Here is an 18,872-nt window from a genome sequence, read left to right on the forward strand (position 1 = left end):
CCGAACCGTTATTGTTTGACCACGTTGATGAACGCGCTGTCGTCATCCAGTGCCAGGCTGGTGTTCAGCGTCACGTGGTGGAACCTTGCAGCAGCGAAGTCGTCGTGGATGGCAAAGCCGACGGTATAGGTCTGGCCTGCTTCCAGCGGCACATCACCGGGCGTCCCTGAGTTCAGTGGGCGGGTAAAGACCACGGTCCACATGCCGCCGGACAGTTCAGCCGACGCGGCGATTTCACCATCATTGACCACGCGCTGCTCTAGCAGATAGCCGTTGGTGGCGCTGCCGTCAGCGTAGACACGCATCAGATCAAGATAGGTGCCGTCGGCCAGATACTGCTCGATCTGTTCTGCGGCCTGCAACTTGTCCCAGCCACCCAGAGCTTTGCCACGGCGGCCTTTGACCTCAACATCCGTGCGACTTTCGCTGATGTATTTGGTTACGCTGTCCTGTGTGCTGAGGCGACCGGCAACTTCTGCGTTTGCAGCAATCGCATCCGCTTCGGGCGCAAAAGGCATATACGTGTTGTCAGCGTGGCACGAGGCCCAGCAACCCACCTGATCGCCCAGCTCGATACCGGTGCCGGTGATCATCATGGCAACCTTGATCTGGTTGTCTGGATCCATCTTGCCGCCATCGACGAACGGGGCAGGGTTGTGACCCGCATCAGGCCATTGAAGACGAATGTACAGGTTCTCGTCGTCATGGGCCGCCTGAACGGTTGCGTCGATGATACCGCGCTTGCCGGGGATCGGTGTTGGCTCCAGTTCGCCACCAGCAACGATCTTGTTGCCGATCGTGTCCAGTTCCTTGGCGTGGCAGGTTGTACACTGATCTCCACCTTTGGTCAGAGGACGCGCCCCACCGTGGAATTTACCATTCTGCACCCATTCGAACGAGGCCTGACCGGGGTAGAACAGTTTCAGATCCGCAGCGGCGACGGCATTCCAGTCGATATCTGAACCGACATTGCCACCACCACCTGCAGGCGCTGCGGCAGCATCGCCAGAGGCATTGGCGCGCTCTTCGGCCACAGCCGCGTCAACTGCTGCTGCGATTTGTGCCTGGACCGCCTCCTGCTGAGCTTTCTTGGCTGCTTTTTCCGCCTCGGCTTCTGCAGTTTCCTTAGCTTCGATCCGCTCAAGACTGGCCATGTATTCGGGCGGAATCGGGCGGATAAAGGCCGGGTTCGGGGCCTCAAGCTGTTCCAGATATTCTTCTTCGGCCCGGTCGCGGGCGTCCGAGTGGGCGATCCCCTTATGACAGTCGATACAGGTCTGGCCGATCTCCATCGCGTTCAGGTGCTGCTGACGCGCGCGGGGTTTCTGGAACTCGGGCATCATCGACTCAAAGTCATGGCAGTTGCGGCATTCGCGCGAGTCGGTCGCCTTCATCCGTTCCCACTCGTTCATCGCCAGATGCACACGCTTGGCCTCGAACTTTTCGCGGGTGTTGATGGTACCGACCATCTTGCCATAGAGCTCTTTCGACGCCTTGATCTTGCGGATCATCTTGTGCGTCCAGTCCTTGGGCACGTGGCAGTCGGAACAGACAGCGCCCACGCCCGAGCGGTTCACATCGTGGATCGTGCCGGTATATTCCTCATAGACGAAATCGCGCATCTCATGGCACGAGATACAGAAATCCTTGGTGTTGGTGGCTTCCATGGCAGTGTTGAACCCGCCCCAGAAGATGATGCCGGCGGCAAAGGCCGCGGCGATACCGGCCACAGGCATTCCCCACAGGAAATACCGGCGCCAGATCGGTTTTTTCTTATCCGGTTCGGAGGTCATATCCGGGCTCCGTTTTGGCTGTCTTGTCTGGCCTTGGGTGGCAGGCCGGTGAGTTTGGCTGATGTCTTAAACGAGGAAAGGGCGGGCGAGGGGCCCGCCCTTTCCGGTGATGGTTGCGAACGCGTCAGGTGACGTGGTTCGAACGGTTGTAGACGTTGAACTTGCCGGTCGGGGCATACAGCCCTTCGATGCGACCAATTTCTTCCAGCGTCTTGGCGTCGAAGATCACGATCTGACCATTGGGTTCTTTCGAGTCCGACAGGTTCCATTTGGAAACCCAGACCTCGGTACCGTCAGCATTGAATTCGAAGTGAACAGCGGCGCTGCCTTCGTCCTCGGTAATCTGGATCGTTTTCACGATCTCGCCGGTCTCTTTCGAGATGACCTGCACGGATTGCTGCACTTCCGGTTCGGGATGCTTGGTCTGGTCAGCCCAGATGTAATCCGAATTCGGGTGGGTGCGGACAAACAGGCCGGGGCCGTCGGTTTCCACTTCGTAGCAGACCTTCCAGGCATCGTCCGGACGGTTCTCGGGGTCGTTACCCCAGACTGTCACGGTGCCAACGCCAAGGTGGGTCGTACCAGCAACCGGGCCACAGTTCGGGTCAACCCAGTTGGCCCCCGGACCTGGGTGCGGCAATGCGGCTGTGTCGATCATCGCCTCAAGCTTGTGGGTTTCGGTATCGACAACCACCATCTTGTTCGACGCGTTTGCGGCGATCTGGAAGTACCGGCCGGTCGGGTCAAAGAACCCGTCATGCAGGAATTTGGCGCTGTCGATTTTGTCGATCCGAAGGTTGTCCAGATCGGTATAATCGACCTGCCACAGTTGCCCCAGCTCTTTCACCGCGACAATCCAGGTGGGCTCGTTCGGAGTGGTATAGATAGCGGCCACGCGGGCCTCTTCCACATAGTCACCGTCGACGTTCACACCGCGGGTCGATACGACCTTGACCGGTTCCATGGTCTGGGCATCAACGATTGCAAAGTGCGGCGGCCAGTAGCCCCCACCGATGACATATTTGCCATCGCCGGATACGGCAACGTCTCGCGCGTCATAGGCAATCTTGACCTCGGAAACCAACATCTTGTCCGGCGTCTGCCAGAGGTCGATCTTGGTCATCTTGCCGTCGCGTCCCATGGTGTACCAGAAGCGCCCGGGCTGTTCCGGCTCTTCCAGCGCATGGTGCTCGGATGCTTTCAGAACGTGCACCGCATAACCGGTCGGGATATGGGTCAGCACCTCTTTGGTGTCACCGTCGATCACGGCCACCTTGCCCACGTCACGTTCGATGACGACAAAGAAGTTTTCCCAGTTGCGGCCATGAAGGGGCTCGGTCGGATAATCCTCTTCCTCGACATAGACCTTGCGGGTCGCCATCATCTGTTCCAGCGACATTTCCGGCGGCTTTGGGGCCTCCATCTGGATATAGGTCGCCATATCCTTGATTTCCTGCTCGGTCATGATGTCCGAGAAGTTGTTCATACCGCCCTCGGTCCCCCAGGCGATGATCTTCTCAAGACGTTCCTGGCCCAATTGCAGGGTGCCGCCTTCGGTTACGGTACCGTCGGCCGCGGTCTTTTTCCAATGCGGTTCAAGGCTTTTGCCTGTAGCGCCTTTACGCAGAACGCCGTGACAACCTGCGCATTGTTCAAAGTAAAGCTGCTTGGAAGCCTCAAAGGCTTCATCGCTTAATGTTGGCTCTTCGGCGAATGTCGGAGCAGCGACGCTGCCCAACAACATTGCCAATCCGACCCCGAAGGCGCGGCCGGTTTTGTTGTAGCTGATTCCAAGTGACATGATCACTCTCCATATGCGTGGTGAGGCACCGCCGAGAGTGAAGCATCACGAGGATGTCATCCTTGACCAAAGTCAACGGGAAAGGTGCAGACTGAGCGCTTTGGACAGAAAACTCAGGTCAAAACCCCTCAATAAATCTTGTGTTTTTACCGCATCTTTAAGCCTTGTCTTGATTTCGGTTAAGGGCGCCGCATCGTGAAGGAACTACACATTGCTCAACGGCGGGAAAAGCTATGGAGAGCAGGCATGACAGCTGTAATCGCACGTGTTTTCAGTGAAGGGTTCCGGGTCTTTTTCCTCTCGGCGGGTCTTTATGGTGTGTTTGCAGGGGTCGCGTGGGGCGTGTGGTTGGCGTCGCTGGACGGGCTGATGCCTTACATGGAACAAAGCTACGCCATGCCCCCGGTCATGTGGCACGCTCATGAGATGATTTTTGGATATGCAACGGCCGCTCTGGGCGGCTTCTTTCTGACCGCCGTGCCGAACTGGACTGGTGCGCCCGAGGCGCGGGCCCGTTTTATCACGCTAGTCGCATTGATCTGGATGGCCGGGCGCCTGACGGTCTGGTTTTCCGGAGCGTTGTCACCCATGGTCGTCGCGATCGTGGACCTGAGTTTTGTTCCCATTCTGGCGCTGAAGATTGCCAGTCAACTGGTCCGTCGGCCCAAGCCTCAGAATGTGGTGTTTCTGTATCTTCTGGTTTTGCTTCTGGCCTCGAATGTAATGGTTCACTTGGAATGGATGGGGGTCACGGTGGATACACTGAACACCGGCATCCGGGCCGGGCTTTTGACCTTGTGTTCGATGATTGCGATCCTGGGCGGCCGGATTACGCCAGCTTTTACCCGCAATGCAATGAAGAGAGCTGGTCAACCCGAAGCATCGTGGCCGGTATCTGTGGCCTGGTTGGACAGGGCGACGATGATTCTGGCACTGCTGCTGCCCCTGCTTGTGCTTGCATTTGATGTTGGGCCTCTTGCGGGAAGCGTTGCCCTGGCGATGGGTGGTGTTCAAATGATGCGCATGGCGCGTTGGAGAACCGGATGGGCTTTGCGTCAACCGATCCTGATCGCCCTGCATCTGGGCCTCGGGATGCTGGCCTTGGGTCTGATTCTTTGGGGGTTGGCAGCCAATGGAATGGGAAATGAGATCGGCGCGCTCCACGTTCTGGGCATCGGTTGCGTTGGCGGCATGACCCTTGCCGTCATGAGCCGCGCCGCCTTGGGCCACAGCGGTCGTCCCCTTGTCGCGCCAAAGCCCATGGCGATTGCCTATGGCTTGATGGCGGTTGCTGCGCTTGTGCGTTGGCTGGGGTCCGGACTGGCGGGAGGTTACATGACAGCGATGCTGACCGCAGACGGGTTTTGGATCGCCGCAACGGGACTGTACCTGTTTGCCATGTGGCCTGCCCTGACGGGCCCCCGTGCCGTGAAACAAACCTGAAGCTTATCCAGACTGAACTTATCTTCCAGCGATCAGAGGCCGCTCGTTTTTGATATGGCGACGGATCAGCGCACGGGCACGTTTCCCTTTATCCGGTATCCGTCGTGCGGCCGGCGGAACGTAATTGCGCTGACCCAATTCAGGGAACAGTTCAAGAATTTCTGACCGCGCGTCAGGGTGAACACTGGACAGGGCCTGCGCGCCGGTGAGCAGGCTTTCGGAAGGTGCGCCTTCTGCATAGATGATTTCATGACGGTCGAACAAAAGATGGACATAGGTCACTGCACAAGTGTCCTCGGCGACCGAAATGCCAGGAACGCCCACAAGAATGTGAGCAGGAACAAGAACTTCTTCGGCGTCGAACATTCTGACGGCAATCGGGGACCGGACCAGCATACGGTGTTGCGGTGACACGAACAGATCGCGCTGGGGCAACTGATCGCCCAGTGAACCGGCCTCGATCCGGATGGGCTTCAGCCTCAGACGGGTGCGAAGCGCCGCTTGGTCCAGATGTCGCGTGCCAATCCAACGTATGTGTTGCGGCCCATTGTCTGCGGTCAAAACGACATCGCCAACTTTCAGATCCTCGACCGGTGTTGGACCGGTCGGGGCCATGATCCGTGTTCCCGCCACAAAGCACGGTACATCGACAATCGCGGAGGGATCCGTAGTGTCAGGGGCGTTGGTCGGAGTAACGTTCGAAGCCTGGAATGTATAGGTCAGACCCGGAACCAGAGGCTCGGACGTGATGTAGCCAACCAATGTGCCTTCAACTTCGACCCGAAACACGTCAATCGTTCCGCCCGCTGGATTGGTCAGGGAGTAGGATTCTTCAAGGTAGATGTCTCCGTTGGCAAAAGTAGTCGATCCGTCCAGGTTGGTCACCACACCAGTTTGCGTGGCGTCGTCACCGTTTTCGTTATTGAAGCGGTCACCATTGAACACAGTGCCAGTATCGGGCAGAGGGTTCGCCCCGTTCAGGATCGTTCCGCCAGCTGCATCGGTGACATCAAATACACGACGGTCTGTTGCGGGATCGAAATTGGGGTCAAGCGTAATGAAGTCGGGGCCAAAATTAAAATCGACCGTAATGACCCCGGGGGCGTAACCAATATAGGAATAGTTTGCCATACTCGTACCTTTTAACCATTGGCGCTACCGAGGCACCGGAAATCTTACCCACAGTAAGGAAAGTGCGCTGAATCTCCTTCCTTTCATACCGTTTGGCAAAAGCTTGCGTCAATTTAAAGGCCATACAATGGAGAGAACACTCAAAAAAGAAATGCTGTTCGCAAATTGATTGGCAGGTCTTTTTCTCCTGACGATCAGCGGGTCCAAATCGCTCAATTCTGAACCGTCCGGTTGATCTCGTGACAGGTCTTGACTTTCGTTAAGGCATCGCCGGCTCCCGCCCGGCATGTTGCTCTCACTAGCTAATCTGCGCAAAGGAGAGCGCGATGCGAGACGTCATGACAAAGAGCATGGCCCGCAATATTTTTTATGGCGGGTCACTGTTCTTCATTCTCATCTTTTTGGCCCTTTCGGCCCACTCCCACTGGTATATCGTCAATTCCGAAAATGCCGCGAAACTCGATGATAGTGTGGTTCGGGGTAAACATGTCTGGGAAAAACACGCCTGTGTGAACTGTCATTCGATTCTGGGTGAAGGGGCCTACTTTGCCCCCGAAGTCGGCAACGTGATGACACGCTGGGGCGTGCTGGACGACCCGGAATCAGCCTTTGAATCCCTTAAGGGCTGGATGGAAGCACAACCGACCGGCATTCCCGGTCGTCGACAAATGCCCAATTTCAACCTCAGCGACGAAGAAATCCGTGACCTGACCAACTTCCTGATCTGGACGGACAATATCGACGCACAGGGCTGGCCGCCCAACGAGGCAGGCTGAGAAAGGGAACGGAGCAATGAAATACGAATCCCAAAAAATCGCCTATGCCTACTTTGCGGTAGCCATGGCGTTGTTCGCGATACAGGTGATTGGCGGTCTTCTGGCCGGTTTCATCTATGTATTCCCCAATTTCCTGAGTGAGCTTCTGCCGTTCAACATCGTGCGGATGCTGCACACCAACTCTCTGATCGTCTGGCTTATTCTGGGCTTTTTCGGGGCCGCCTATTTCCTGATCCCGGAAGAGGCCGAGCGCGAGATACATTCGCCCAAGCTGGCTTATCTGCAGTTGATCATCCTTGTGGTCGGGACGTTGGGCGTGGTTGTGACCTACGTCTTCAACCTGTTCGAAGGCAACTGGCTGCTGGGCAAGGAGGGGCGCGAGTTCCTTGAGCAGCCCAAATGGGTCAAGGCCGGCATCGTCGTGGCCGCGCTGATCTTCCTTTACAACGTGTCGATGACAGTGCTGAAAGGTAAGAAAACCGCGATCACAAATATCCTGCTGTTGGGCCTTTGGGGTCTGGCGCTGCTATTCCTGTTTGCCTTCTACAACCCGGGCAACCTGTCGCTGGACAAGCAATACTGGTGGTATGTCGTCCACCTGTGGGTCGAAGGTGTGTGGGAGCTGATCATGGCCTCGATCCTGGCCTACCTGATGCTGAAGCTGACCGGTGTTGACCGTGAGGTGGTCGAAAAATGGCTCTATGTCATCGTCGCCGCCGCGCTGTTCTCGGGCATCCTCGGCACCGGCCACCACTACTACTGGATCGGCACGCCTGCATACTGGCAGTGGATCGGGTCGATCTTCTCGAGCCTCGAGGTGATCCCGTTCTTCGCGATGATGGCCTTTGCCTTCGTCATGGTCTGGAAGGGCCGTCGGGACCACCCCAACAAGGCCGCGCTGCTGTGGTCGCTGGGCTGTGCCACGCTGGCCTTCTTCGGCGCCGGTGTCTGGGGCTTCCTGCACACGCTGCACGGGGTGAACTACTACACCCACGGTACGCAGATCACCGCGGCACACGGGCACCTGGCCTTCTACGGAGCCTATGTCTGCCTCAATCTGGCTATCTTCAGCTACGCGATGCCGATCCTCAAGAACCGTGATCCCTATAATCAGGTTCTGAATATGGGTTCGTTCTGGCTGATGACCAGCGGCATGGTCTTCATGACCTTCGTCCTGACCTTCGGTGGAACCGTGCAGACGCACATGCAGCGTGTGGTCGGTGACTACTTCATGGACGTGCAAGACCAAATCGCGATCTTCTACTGGATGCGTCTTGGCTCCGGTGTGGTCGTGGTGCTTGGAGCGTTGCTGTTCATCTACTCGATCTGGGTACCCCGGAAAGAGGTCATTGAACCCGGCGCAGCCGAAACCCCTGCGGAGTGATGGATATGGATGGCTCCATGAACCTGAAAGAGGGGGCGGCAAACGCCCCCTTCTACCTCGCCCAAGGTGATGAATGCGATGTGTTCACCGCCGCCTACAACAACGACCTGCCGGTCTTGCTGAAAGGACCGACGGGCTGCGGCAAGACCCGGTTTGTAGCCCATATGGCTGCGAAACTTGGCCGCCCGCTCTATACCGTGGCGTGCCACGACGATCTCGCCGCCGCCGACTTGATCGGACGCTATCTACTGAAGGGCGGAGAAACCGTTTGGGTCGATGGTCCCCTGACCCGCGCGGTGCGCGAAGGCGCGATCTGCTATCTTGACGAGGTTGTCGAAGCCCGCAAGGACGTCACTGTCGTTCTGCACCCACTGACCGACGACCGGCGCATCTTGCCGATCGACCGAACCGGCGAAGAACTTGAGGCCGCGCCCGGTTTCATGCTGGTGGCTTCGTACAACCCCGGCTACCAGAACATCCTGAAAACCCTCAAACCCTCGACTCGGCAACGGTTCATCTCGTTGGAATTCGACTTTCCCTCGCCCGAGTTGGAGGCCGAGGTGGTCGCGGAGGAAAGCGGCCTGCCGCTGGAACGCTGCAAGCCGCTGGTGCGGCTGGCGGGCAAGTTGCGCGGGCTCAAGGGTCAGGACCTCGAGGAAGGTGTATCCACCCGGCTGGTCGTCTATGCTGCGACGCTGATCGCGCAGGGCATGTCCACCGACCGCGCCATCCTTGCCGCCATGATCGAGCCTCTCACCGATGACGAGGATATCAAACGCGGGCTCCTCGATCTTGTCACCGCCGTCTTTGGGTGAGGCCGGCGATGGTCAGGATCGACTTTGAGCCATGGGAACCCGAAGAAACGATCGGGAAACTGTGGCACACCCTTGCCAGCCGCCTCGATGCACCCCAGGTGCATGTTGGAGCCGCGGTCGACCTTTCTGAGGTCGCGGGGCGGCTGGCAGTCCTCTTTCGGGGGCTCGGGGGTAGTCCGGGCGTTGAATTGCGCCCGGTCTCACCCGAGGTTTCGCGTCACCGCCTGAGTTGGCGCCGCAAACTTGCAACCGAAGTGGAATTGATGTCGCGCGCCTCGTTTGATGGAGAGGTTTTGCGCTTGCCCGACCGTCTGGCCGTATTCCCGGCGCGCGAAGCTAATGGCGCGCTCTATGTCTGGTTGGCCGCCGCCGCTGCCCATGCCGGAACCCGAATTGATGAAGACGATCCACTGCTTGCCGACCTGCGTGCCTTGATTGCCGCCCGGCACATGGTCGAGGCGACTCTGGACGACGCGCCTGGCTTGCGTCCGCTTTATACTGAGCTTTGCAAGGGCGTGCTGTATCAGCGCGACATCCCCAGTCTGCCGCCTGCCGAGGCTGCGGTCGAAGAACTGATCCGTCATATGCTGGGCGATCCCAAACCCTTGTCGGATCAGGCCGAGCAACTTCTGGCACTTGACGACGACCTGATCGCTCCGCGCGGCTATCAGCCGACGCGCCCGGTTCCCCTGTGGCCGGAATTGCGGGCAGTTGGGTTCTCGGAACACAACGAGGTTGAAAACCCCGATACTGAAGGCCCGCCAGAGGAATCCGGCGAAAAGACACACCGCGCCCGGCGCCGCAAATCAGATCAGGCCGAGCGCAGCGACAGTTTCATTCTGCACAAGTTCGAAGCCATCCTTAGCTGGGCCGAATTCCTGAATATCAACCGTCGCATCGATGACGACGATCCCGACAACGCCAAGAAGGCGGCTGACGAACAGGAAGAGATCGGTCTTGGCCAGATTTCAAAAGCGCCACCTACCAAGTTGAAGCTTCACCTTGATTTGGCGCCCGAGGACGTCAACCGCGAACGTCTGTCAGGTCGCATTCTATATCCCGAATGGGATGTGCGGACGGGTCAGTATCTGCCGGATCATGTGAACGTTCTGCTTTCGGATGCCGATATCCGCGACGATGCCGCCGAGTTTGGCAAGGATCCGGCAACTGCACGCCGCATTAGTGCCGTCAAGCGCCAATTCGAGGCGCTGCGCCCGGGGCGTGTGATGACTCGGGGCCATCTGGACGGGGACCAGCTGGATGTGGAAGCCGCCGTTCGGGCGCAGGTTGACCGCTGCGCAAATGGTGAAGGGACGGAACGCGTCTGGATGCAATCCCGTCCCGAGGCCCGTGATCTGGCGGTCTCGATCCTGCTGGACGTCAGCCGCTCGACTGAAAGCGCCGTCACTGGTCGCGCCGTGATCGATATCGAACGCGAGGCGCTGGCCGCATTGGCCTGGGGCCTGAACGCTTGTGGTGACGATTTCGCCATTCATGCGTTTAGTTCCCTCAAGCGTCAGCGCGTCTATGTGCAGTGTTGCAAACGGTTTGACGAGCAGATGGGAACCAAAGTTGAACAGCGCATCGCGTCGCTGCGCCCCGGACATTACACAAGGTTGGGCGCGGCAATCCGGCACTGTTCAGCAGATCTGGCAAGCCAGTCCCGCAAGCGCCGATTGCTGCTGGTCATAACGGACGGTAAACCAAACGATCTGGATCACTACGAGGGGCGCCACGGCATCGAAGACACCTGCATGGCCGTCCGTGAGGCGCGTCGGGCCGGACAGTCAGTGTTCGGCGTCACCATCGATAGAACAGGCAAAAGCTGGTTTCCGCGGATGTTCGGGCAGGGTGGTTTCGCGGTCATTCCTGATCCGCATCGCCTGACCATGGCGCTGCCGCAAATCTACCGCCAGTTGGTCGGCGCATGAGTGATGCCTCTCTGATCGACGAACTACCGGGCGAGTTCCTGATGTGGGTTCTCATCATTTCGGAGCTGCTGGTTTTTGGCGCGGGGATGATCGCCTTCATGGGCGTGCGCCTGACCGATCCGGCTGGTTTTGCAGAGGCGCAGTCGCATCTGCATCGCACCGGCGCGGCATTGAACACAGCGGTTTTGGTGACATCTGGCTATCTGGCTGCACAGGCGTTGCAATGGCGGCGAAACATGCAGCGTTCGCTGGCCCGTTTGGCGTTGATCCTTGCCGCGCTTATGGGTGTCGTGTTCCTGATCATCAAGGGTACGGAGTATGCCGACAAGGCGTCGCAGGGGATTGGTTACGAAACGCACCCATTCTTTCTGTTTTATTACTTGCTGACTGGCTTTCATGCTGCGCACGTACTAGCCGGGGTTGGAATTCTGTTGCTGGTGGCGTGGCGTGATGACCCTGGCAACATAGAAGCTGGCGCGCAATTCTGGCACATGGTCGACCTGATCTGGATCATGCTGTTCCCAGTGATCTATCTGCTGGGATAAAACAGATGGTTCAACCTTCATCTTTGGCCAAAAATTCCCGCCAGAGGTCGCTGAGCCCCCTGACCCAAGCGTGGCTTGGGCTGTTGGCCCTCAGCGCCGGATCTGCGCTGCTTACTCTGATTGGCGCGCCAACCGCAGTCATTGCTGGCGGTATCGTGTTGTTGGCGTTGATCAAAGCTCGCGTGATCCTGAAACAATACTTGGATTTGGAGAACAGCCAAAGCTGGCTGCGCGGGTTCACTATGGTACTGGTGGGTTTTTCCGCAGTGATTTTTGCGCTCTATCTGGTCTGAGACAAAAAAATGCCGCCCCGAGAGGCGGCAGAATTCAAGCAAAGGGGGCCTATGTTACTGAGCGGCCTGTGGTATCCGCGCAATCTGACAGCGTTGCCACAGCGCCGACAAGGCACCAACCAGATGATCAATATCCTCATCTGTGTGAACCGGGGACGGAGTGATCCGTAAGCGTTCGGTTCCTTTAGGAACAGTGGGATAGTTGATCGGCTGGATGTAGATGCCGAATTCTTCAAGAAGCGTATCCGAGATAAACTTGCACTTCACCGGGTCTCCTACCATCACCGGGATGATATGGCTGGGGTTCGGCAGATGCGGAATTCCTTCCGCATCCAGACGGGCGCGCACCTGATCCACACGGGCTTTTTGCAGATCACGCTCTGCGCTTGACTGCTTCAGATGCCGGATAGATTCTGCAGCACCGGCTGCGATCGAGGGCGGCAAGGCAGTGGTGAAGATGAAGCCGCTGGCAAAGCTGCGAACGAAATCGCACAGAGCTGCCGAGGCTGCGATGTACCCACCAACCACGCCAAAGGCCTTGCCCAACGTACCTTCAATCACGGTCAGGCGATCCATCAGGCCCTCGCGCTCGGCAATGCCACCGCCGCGTGGGCCATAGAGGCCGACGGCGTGAACTTCGTCCAGATAGGTCATCGCGCCGTATTTGTCGGCCAGGTCGCAGATTTCCTTGATCGGCGCGATATCACCATCCATGGAATACACGGATTCAAAGGCGATCATCTTGGGCGCGTTCGGGTCTGCGGCGGCCAGCTTGGCCTCCAGGTCTTCAAGGTCGTTATGTTTCCAGATTACCTTCTGCGCCCGTGAGTGGCGGATGCCTTCGATCATCGAGGCATGGTTCAGCGCATCAGAGAAAACAATCAGACCGGGGATCTTCGCAGCCAGCGTCCCCAGAGCGGCCCAGTTTGACACGTAGCCCGAGGTGAACAGCAAAGCGGACTCTTTGCCGTGGAGGTCTGCCAATTCTGTCTCAAGCAAGACGTGGTCGTGCGTAGTGCCCGAAATATTCCGCGTCCCGCCTGCACCGGCGCCACAACGCTCCAGCGCATCGTGCATGGCGTTGATGACCGACGCGTGTTGCCCCATACCCAAGTAGTCATTCGAGCACCAGATGCGTACATCCCGCTGGATTGCTCCATCGGTCTGGCGTGCATTCGGGAAAGCTCCGCAGCGTCGCTGCAAGTCGATGAAAACCCGATAGTTCCCTTCATCTTTCAAAGCGTCGAGGCTCTGGCTGAAAAATCGCTCGAAATCCATCTGACATGCTCCCCGGATAACTGGCTGTGAACCGACCCTAGGGCAGCGATGGGCGCCACGACATGACAATTGTCAAGTTGATCTTCAAGAAAAAGGCTGGCCCTGACACGCCGGCTTTGGCATAGCAGGGCATTGGGGATGATTACCCGGGCCATCGCCCGGACTGGATGAAGAAGGGAGTGCCTTCATGCCACACGAGGCACAAAAGGCGATTGCGCGGCAGTCTCTGCTTCTGCGCAGCCTGCCGGATCAGCATGTGGATACTTTGCTGAGGCAGGCGATTTGGCGGCAGTATGACCGTGGCGAGACGATCTTTCTGCAAGAGGAAGAAGCCAAGGCTGTACACGTCGTGCTGGCCGGATGGGTCAAGCTGTTCCGTATCTCTCCGACCGGGGCGGAGGCGGTGGTGAGCGTTTTCACCCGTGGAGAAAGCTTTGGTGAGGCCGTTGCGCTGCGCAATGTGCCATATCCCGTTTCAGCCGAAGCCGTTTCAGCCTGTGAAGTGATGCACATCCCCAGCCCGGTGCTGTTGTCACTGATGAAGGAAGACCCGGAAATCGGGGTGTCAATTCTGGCTGCCACGTTCACGCATCTGCACGCTCTGGTGTCCCAGCTGGAGCAATTGAAGGCGCAGACCGGGGCGCAACGTGTTGCAGAGTTTCTGTTGAACCTGTGCGATCGGGATTCCGGTCAGTGCGAGGTGGAACTGCCTTACGACAAGATGCTGATCGCCGGACGTCTGGGAATGAAGCCTGAAAGCCTGAGCCGCGCGTTTTCGCGATTGAAACCTGTTGGTGTCAAGATCGACAGGAACCACGCGGATATCGCTGACATGGATGACTTGCGGAACTACGCTGAAAGCGATCCGAGTGAGAAGTGAATTTCCACCGGCGGCCAAGTCCATCGAAATTGTAGTTTCGCGGAATACATAGGATCCAAAGCTGGCACCGTTCAAATGGGGGCTTCTCAGTCAAGCGCTTTTGCGCGCGATCAGCCTTTTGGCTTGATCAGTTGTCTTCCGCGCTGGCAGTGTCCTCTTTATCTTTGTCAGCAGTGCCAACCATCGGCACGAGTCGCTTGCATGAATATGAAGGGGCACAGGGTTTATGATTGACGAGGCGCTTGCAAGCTTTCCCCGCGCGAAGTTGATGACATCGGTCACCCCGGTAGAAAGGCTTGAGCGTCTTTCTGACCAACTGGGGCTGGATCTGTGGATCAAACGAGACGACCTGACCGGGCTCAGCTTCGGTGGCAACAAGACCCGTCAGCTGGAATTTTATTTGGGTGAGGCACTTCAGCAGAGGGCCGACACCATCCTGATCACGGGCGCGGTTCAATCCAATTTTGTACGCACGGCAGCCGCAGCCTCAGCAAAACTGGGAATGTCATCCATCCTTCAACTGGAAGAACGTGTGGCGAATATGGGAGAATGCTACCATCGATCCGGAAATGTTCTTCTGGCCCAGCTTCTGGGGGCCGAACATATGAGCTACCCTAGGGGTGAGGACGAGGCAGGTGCCGACAACGCTCTTCACGAACGCGCCGACCAACTGGTTGCTGAAGGGCGAAAACCGTATGTGATCCATCTGGGCGTCGATCACCCTCCGTTGGGGGCGTTGGGTTATGTGGCAGGGGCAGCCGAGTTGCATGCGCAGATCAGCGATTTCGACGCAGCGGTGGTGCCGTCTGGCAGCGGGTCTACCCATGGGGGGTTCCTGGCCGGATTGCGTTTGGTCGGGCAGTCTGCACCTGTTTACGGCATATGCGTTCGCCGCGATCAGAACCAGCAGAAAGCGCGTCTGCAAAAGGTCTTGGGGCGATTAGCAACCATGATGGGTTTCGACCCTGTTTTGGTTACGGGAGACATCTATACTTGGGACGGCGCCCTGGCACCTGGATATGGGCGGATTGGTCGGGCAGCCCGCGAAGCACTGACCCTCATGGCGCGCGCTGAGGGTATCCTTCTGGATCCCGTTTATTCTGCCAAAACCTTTGCAGGGCTTTTAGGGTTGCTTGAACAAGGTGTCATCCGCAAAGGCCAGAAAGTAGTTCTGCTGCACACAGGCGGCCAACCGGCGTTGTTTGGATATCAGGATGAGTTGCAATCGAGTTGATGCAACTACCTGTTGAGCGCCCTTGCTTTCAGGGCGATGGGATGGACGGAAGGTTATTGCCCGCCGAAAAGGCCAATAAAGGTTATCTACGATAGTTTCACTTGATCGAGCAAAGACATGGCCTGCGCAACATCGCGGGTCTGTGCGCCACCGACAATCTTTCCCAGTATCTCTCGAAGATCAGGGGGCGAGGCCGGTGTGCAGTCAAAGTGGCCGCAAGTTTGCACGTAATCCACGGCTGTTCGCAGTTCGAACATCCTTGCCTGCTGTTCGCGTGCGGTTTTCAGAGCGTCCATGAACAGATCGTCAGCCGTATTGTCCGTGGACCGCACCAACGCCTGTATCCGATCTGTTTCCGCTTGAGCCCACCCTTCATGGGTCAGTACCTGCTGTTCACGTGCTTCATCCAGCAGGCGCTGCGCTGCCATCGGTTCGCCGGCTGTCAATGACGCTTCGGCAAGGGCCGTCAGGAACACCGGCTTGTAGTTTCCAGCCCCGCTGGCCCACCAGGCTTCGGACGCCTCACGCATTGCACGGATCGTTTCTGGGCCAGGCGTGATCTGCGCGTCTGCCCAGCAACGCCAGACATTCGCCGTCAATTTCATGAAGGGGAAGGTGTGTTTGGTTGCCAGTTCTTCAAGGCGAGCGGCAACGTCGTAAACTTGTTCCGGTTCACGCCGCAACAGGTGCAGCATACACAGATACGTCAGGGTCTGGGCCAGACTATGCGCGTGATCCAGTTCCTGTGCGGTTGCGACTGCCTGATGCTGGATCTCAAGTGCGCGATCAGGTTCCCCGCGCAACCAGACTGTTATGCTTAAAAAGCACGATGTAATGGCAGCATGATCCGTTCCATAGACATAGGCAAGGCGGCTGTGCTGCTGAGGATCATACAAATGCAATGCCTGCCGTAGGTGATCATAGGCGGTGTCCTGGTGCCCGATATGCAACAAGACGGCACCCATGGCCCGGTGGGCAATCATCGTGTGGTGCGTTTCTTCGGTCAGATTGGCCAGTTCCAGCAACTGCGCCGCAACGTCCTTGGCAAGGTCGTATTCACCGCGGACCAGATGATACGCATAGAGTCCGTTGAGCACGGGAATCAATTGTTCGGTTTCGCCCAGCCGATTACACAAGTCGCGGATCCGGGCATATACCGCCCCCGTTTCGTCGGCCGCGATGCCAGCGGTCGAGCGAAGAACGCCAGCCCGCAACGTTTGTATTTTGGTTTCCTTGCGGTCGCGGTCAACCGAGTCATCCTGCTGTTCCAGCAACGCGATGGCGCGACCCAGCTGAGTGGCCGCTTCGATCCCGGCCGAGCGTTCAACGGCACGTTGTCCGGCCTGATACCATTGTTCAATCGCTTCATCCGGCATATCTGCCATCGTGTAGTGATGAGCCAGAATTTCCGGTTCGGCGAAATTGTCATGCAATGACGAAGAGTTCAGTGCTTCGACCACACGAGCATGAAGCGTTCTCCTCTCCCGTTTCAGCAGGCTGTTGTAAGCGGTGTCGCGAATGAGAGCGTGGCGGTAACTGAACGTTTCCTCGTGCTCTGAAGCTGAGACAATCACGATCCCGGCATCCACGAGCGAATCCAGGCCGGAACGTAACGCCCGTTCATTAAAACGGGAAACGCTTGCAATCATCGGATAAGAGAATTGCGGGCCAATGACAGCACCAATCTGTGCGACTTCCTTGGCTGAGCTCAGTCGGTCAAGGCGTGCCATCAACGCGTCGTGCAGTGTTTTCGGTACAGGAGGCGATGGCGTGGACCGGTCCAGCGTATAGGCATCAGCACGTTCAGTCAGAAGATCGGATTCCAACAAATCCTTTGTCACCTCTTCCACGAAAAGCGGGACACCGTTGGATCTGGCGGCGATCAGATGGTAAACTTCGTCCGGGACGGTTTTGCCTTTGGCAATATCGTTCACGATCTCTTTGACCTGCACGAAGTCCAGTTGTTGGAGCGCGACGTGCATCAGGTTGTGTGATTGTGGCCAGCCCGGATCAAAGCCCGTACGATAACTCATTACCATCAGCAGGCGCGCGTCCCCAATCCGGTTCACAAGCCGGTCAAGCAGTGTCTTTGTCGTTGGGTCGATCCAATGCGCATCTTCAAACAGCAAGAGGGTCGGGGTTTCCTGCGCCGAGTTGATCATATGATTGACCAGCATTTCCAGCGTCTGCTTCATGATCTGCTCAGGGGTCAGATCCAGCGGGCCAAGCCTGTCTTCAAACGGGACCGACAATAGTGCCGCAGCCAGTTTCAGTGACCCTTCAGAAGGATCGCCCAGGATGCTGGAAATCTTTTCCAACTTTTCGTCAGCACCGTCATTAGCCCGAAGTTCGGCTGCATTTTCAAACTGGCGAATGATCGGGTACAGCGCACTTGCATCATGGAAGGGTGAACACTGAAAGCGTAGCTGCTGATGGTCTGGACCCGGGATCTTGCGGCGAAGCTCTTCGATCAGCCTGGACTTTCCTATACCCGCCTCGCCCGAGACCGACACCACCTGACCAAGGCCCTGGCAGGCCAGCCTCCACTTGCTTTGAAGGGTTTCGTGCTCCTGCGTGCGCCCGACCAATGAACTCATCCGGGCGTCGTCTGCCGCAAGGAAGCGGCTGACAGTCTGGCGCGTGCCGGTGACCTGCCAAGCTTCGACTTCTTTGGCAAAGCCTTTCAATTGAAAAGTGCCACGGCGCACATATTCGAAAGCTTCACCCGCCAGTTCCTGGGTCGTCGGCGCCACAATCATTGTACCCGGATCAGCCATCGATTGAAGCCGTGCGGCCAGGTTCGGGGTCTCGCCCATGGCCGTGCCGTCTTCGAACATCTTCTCTCCCCGCAGGTCACCGACGACAACCAGGCCGGTCGCGATCCCGATGCGGACTTCAAGATGTGCATGCGTGCGGATTTCCGGAATTTCGCGAATAATTCGAAGACCTGCATGAATGGCACGTTCCGGATCGTCTTCATGCGCATGCGGAAAACCAAAAAACACCATGATGCCATCGCCATAGTAACTAGCGATATGACCATCAAAAGCCGCAACTGCAGCAGCGCAGGTCTCCTTGAACAGTCTCAGAACTTCGGCCAGATCTTCGGGGTCCAGCTTCTGCGATATAGCCGTCGACCCAACAAGATCGATAAACATGACCGTCAGCTGTCTACGCTCGGCAACGATGTTGGGTACCTGACTTGCGCGTTGTGTTGCTGCGGGCCCTTGGTTTTCTTCCCGCATGGCTTTCAGAAAGCGGCGCCTGGGTCCTAGGGGCAGGCCAATTGTGACAAGGTCATCGTCACTCAGTTCCGACAGATCGCCCGGCTCGATCTCGTGCCGTGAAAAGGCATCGACATATTTAGACAAGCCGTGTCTGGCCAGCCAGTCCTTAGTATCAGTCATTCGACTGCCATGCATGTCGGCGGTGGCGCGATGCCATGCAGTCCCCATTTCTTTTAGCCAGTACAATTTACCCGGGAGTAGTCGGGAGAAATCTAACCCTATCAAGGACGACCCAGCAATTCGGGTCAAGTCTTCAAATTTAGAGAGAAACTGTTTACTGG

The 18,872-nt window shown here is 57.5% G+C and carries 14 protein-coding genes; 9 read left to right on the top strand and 5 right to left on the bottom strand.

Features of this window, described 5'->3' with window-relative positions:
* Positions 1-8: 8 nt before the first annotated feature.
* Together AC2FJB_RS09660 and AC2FJB_RS09665 are read right to left on the bottom strand one after the other, a co-directional pair.
* A complete protein-coding gene (locus AC2FJB_RS09660) occupies positions 9-1,793 on the bottom strand; it encodes a NapC/NirT family cytochrome c (protein ID WP_496718155.1) in 1,785 nt (594 codons plus the stop codon).
* Positions 1,794-1,917: 124 nt separating this feature from the next.
* Positions 1,918-3,594, bottom strand: coding sequence for a cytochrome D1 domain-containing protein (locus AC2FJB_RS09665; protein ID WP_496670869.1), 1,677 nt, complete (start codon positions 3,592-3,594; stop codon positions 1,918-1,920).
* 246 nt (positions 3,595-3,840) lie between these two features.
* On the opposite strand from AC2FJB_RS09665, the gene AC2FJB_RS09670 reads away from it, so the two are divergent.
* Positions 3,841-5,037, top strand: coding sequence for an NnrS family protein (locus AC2FJB_RS09670; protein WP_496718156.1), 1,197 nt, complete (start codon positions 3,841-3,843; stop codon positions 5,035-5,037).
* 18 nt (positions 5,038-5,055) lie between these two features.
* Here AC2FJB_RS09670 and AC2FJB_RS09675 read toward each other — a convergent pair whose 3' ends face one another.
* The gene (locus tag AC2FJB_RS09675) at positions 5,056-6,168 is read right to left on the bottom strand and encodes a Hint domain-containing protein (protein ID WP_496718157.1); all 1,113 of its coding nucleotides are present in this window, start codon (positions 6,166-6,168) and stop codon (positions 5,056-5,058) included.
* A 326-nt stretch (positions 6,169-6,494) separates the two neighbouring features.
* Here AC2FJB_RS09675 and AC2FJB_RS09680 point away from each other — a divergent pair, with 326 nt between their 5' ends.
* Genes AC2FJB_RS09680 through AC2FJB_RS09705 form a run of 6 tightly spaced genes read left to right on the top strand, consistent with a single transcriptional unit; the run spans position 6,495 to position 11,912 of the window.
* Complete coding sequence (locus AC2FJB_RS09680) at positions 6,495-6,944, top strand: c-type cytochrome (RefSeq protein ID WP_117873455.1); 450 nt, start codon at positions 6,495-6,497, stop codon at positions 6,942-6,944.
* A 16-nt stretch (positions 6,945-6,960) separates the two neighbouring features.
* Positions 6,961-8,328: a cbb3-type cytochrome c oxidase subunit I gene (locus AC2FJB_RS09685; RefSeq protein ID WP_171169762.1), complete on the top strand. Its 1,368-nt coding sequence runs from the start codon at positions 6,961-6,963 to the stop codon at positions 8,326-8,328.
* Positions 8,329-8,333: 5 nt separating this feature from the next.
* Entirely contained in the window at positions 8,334-9,143 is an 810-nt protein-coding gene (locus AC2FJB_RS09690; protein ID WP_371415314.1) for a CbbQ/NirQ/NorQ/GpvN family protein, read from the top strand.
* Positions 9,144-9,151: 8 nt separating this feature from the next.
* Positions 9,152-11,074, top strand: coding sequence for a nitric oxide reductase activation protein NorD (locus AC2FJB_RS09695; RefSeq protein ID WP_496718158.1), 1,923 nt, complete (start codon positions 9,152-9,154; stop codon positions 11,072-11,074).
* On the top strand, positions 11,071-11,619 hold the full coding sequence (locus AC2FJB_RS09700; protein WP_496718160.1) for a cytochrome c oxidase subunit 3: 549 nt from the start codon (positions 11,071-11,073) through the stop codon (positions 11,617-11,619). Before AC2FJB_RS09695 ends, AC2FJB_RS09700 begins: the two co-directional genes overlap by 4 nt.
* Before the next feature lie 5 nt (positions 11,620-11,624).
* A complete protein-coding gene (locus AC2FJB_RS09705) occupies positions 11,625-11,912 on the top strand; it encodes a cytochrome C oxidase subunit IV family protein (protein ID WP_496818222.1) in 288 nt (95 codons plus the stop codon).
* Between the two features lie 54 nt (positions 11,913-11,966).
* On the opposite strand, the gene hemA is transcribed toward AC2FJB_RS09705, so the two are convergent.
* Positions 11,967-13,190 carry a 5-aminolevulinate synthase gene (hemA, locus tag AC2FJB_RS09710; protein WP_496718162.1) on the bottom strand — a complete coding sequence of 408 codons (1,224 nt, stop codon included), beginning with the start codon at positions 13,188-13,190 and terminating at the stop codon, positions 11,967-11,969.
* Between the two features lie 187 nt (positions 13,191-13,377).
* On the opposite strand from hemA, the gene AC2FJB_RS09715 reads away from it, so the two are divergent.
* Together AC2FJB_RS09715 and AC2FJB_RS09720 are read left to right on the top strand one after the other, a co-directional pair.
* Positions 13,378-14,070, top strand: a complete 693-nt coding sequence (locus tag AC2FJB_RS09715; RefSeq protein ID WP_117873440.1) for a Crp/Fnr family transcriptional regulator — start codon at positions 13,378-13,380, stop codon at positions 14,068-14,070.
* 226 nt (positions 14,071-14,296) lie between these two features.
* Complete coding sequence (locus AC2FJB_RS09720; RefSeq protein ID WP_496818225.1) at positions 14,297-15,304, top strand: D-cysteine desulfhydrase family protein; 1,008 nt, start codon at positions 14,297-14,299, stop codon at positions 15,302-15,304.
* An 86-nt stretch (positions 15,305-15,390) separates the two neighbouring features.
* Here the strand turns inward: AC2FJB_RS09720 and AC2FJB_RS09725 are convergent, their stop codons facing one another.
* The gene (locus tag AC2FJB_RS09725) at positions 15,391-18,711 is read right to left on the bottom strand and encodes an ATP-binding protein (RefSeq protein ID WP_496718164.1); all 3,321 of its coding nucleotides are present in this window, start codon (positions 18,709-18,711) and stop codon (positions 15,391-15,393) included.
* Positions 18,712-18,872: the final 161 nt, after the last annotated feature.

It is taken from the genome of Ruegeria sp. CDSC085, assembly GCF_059610465.1.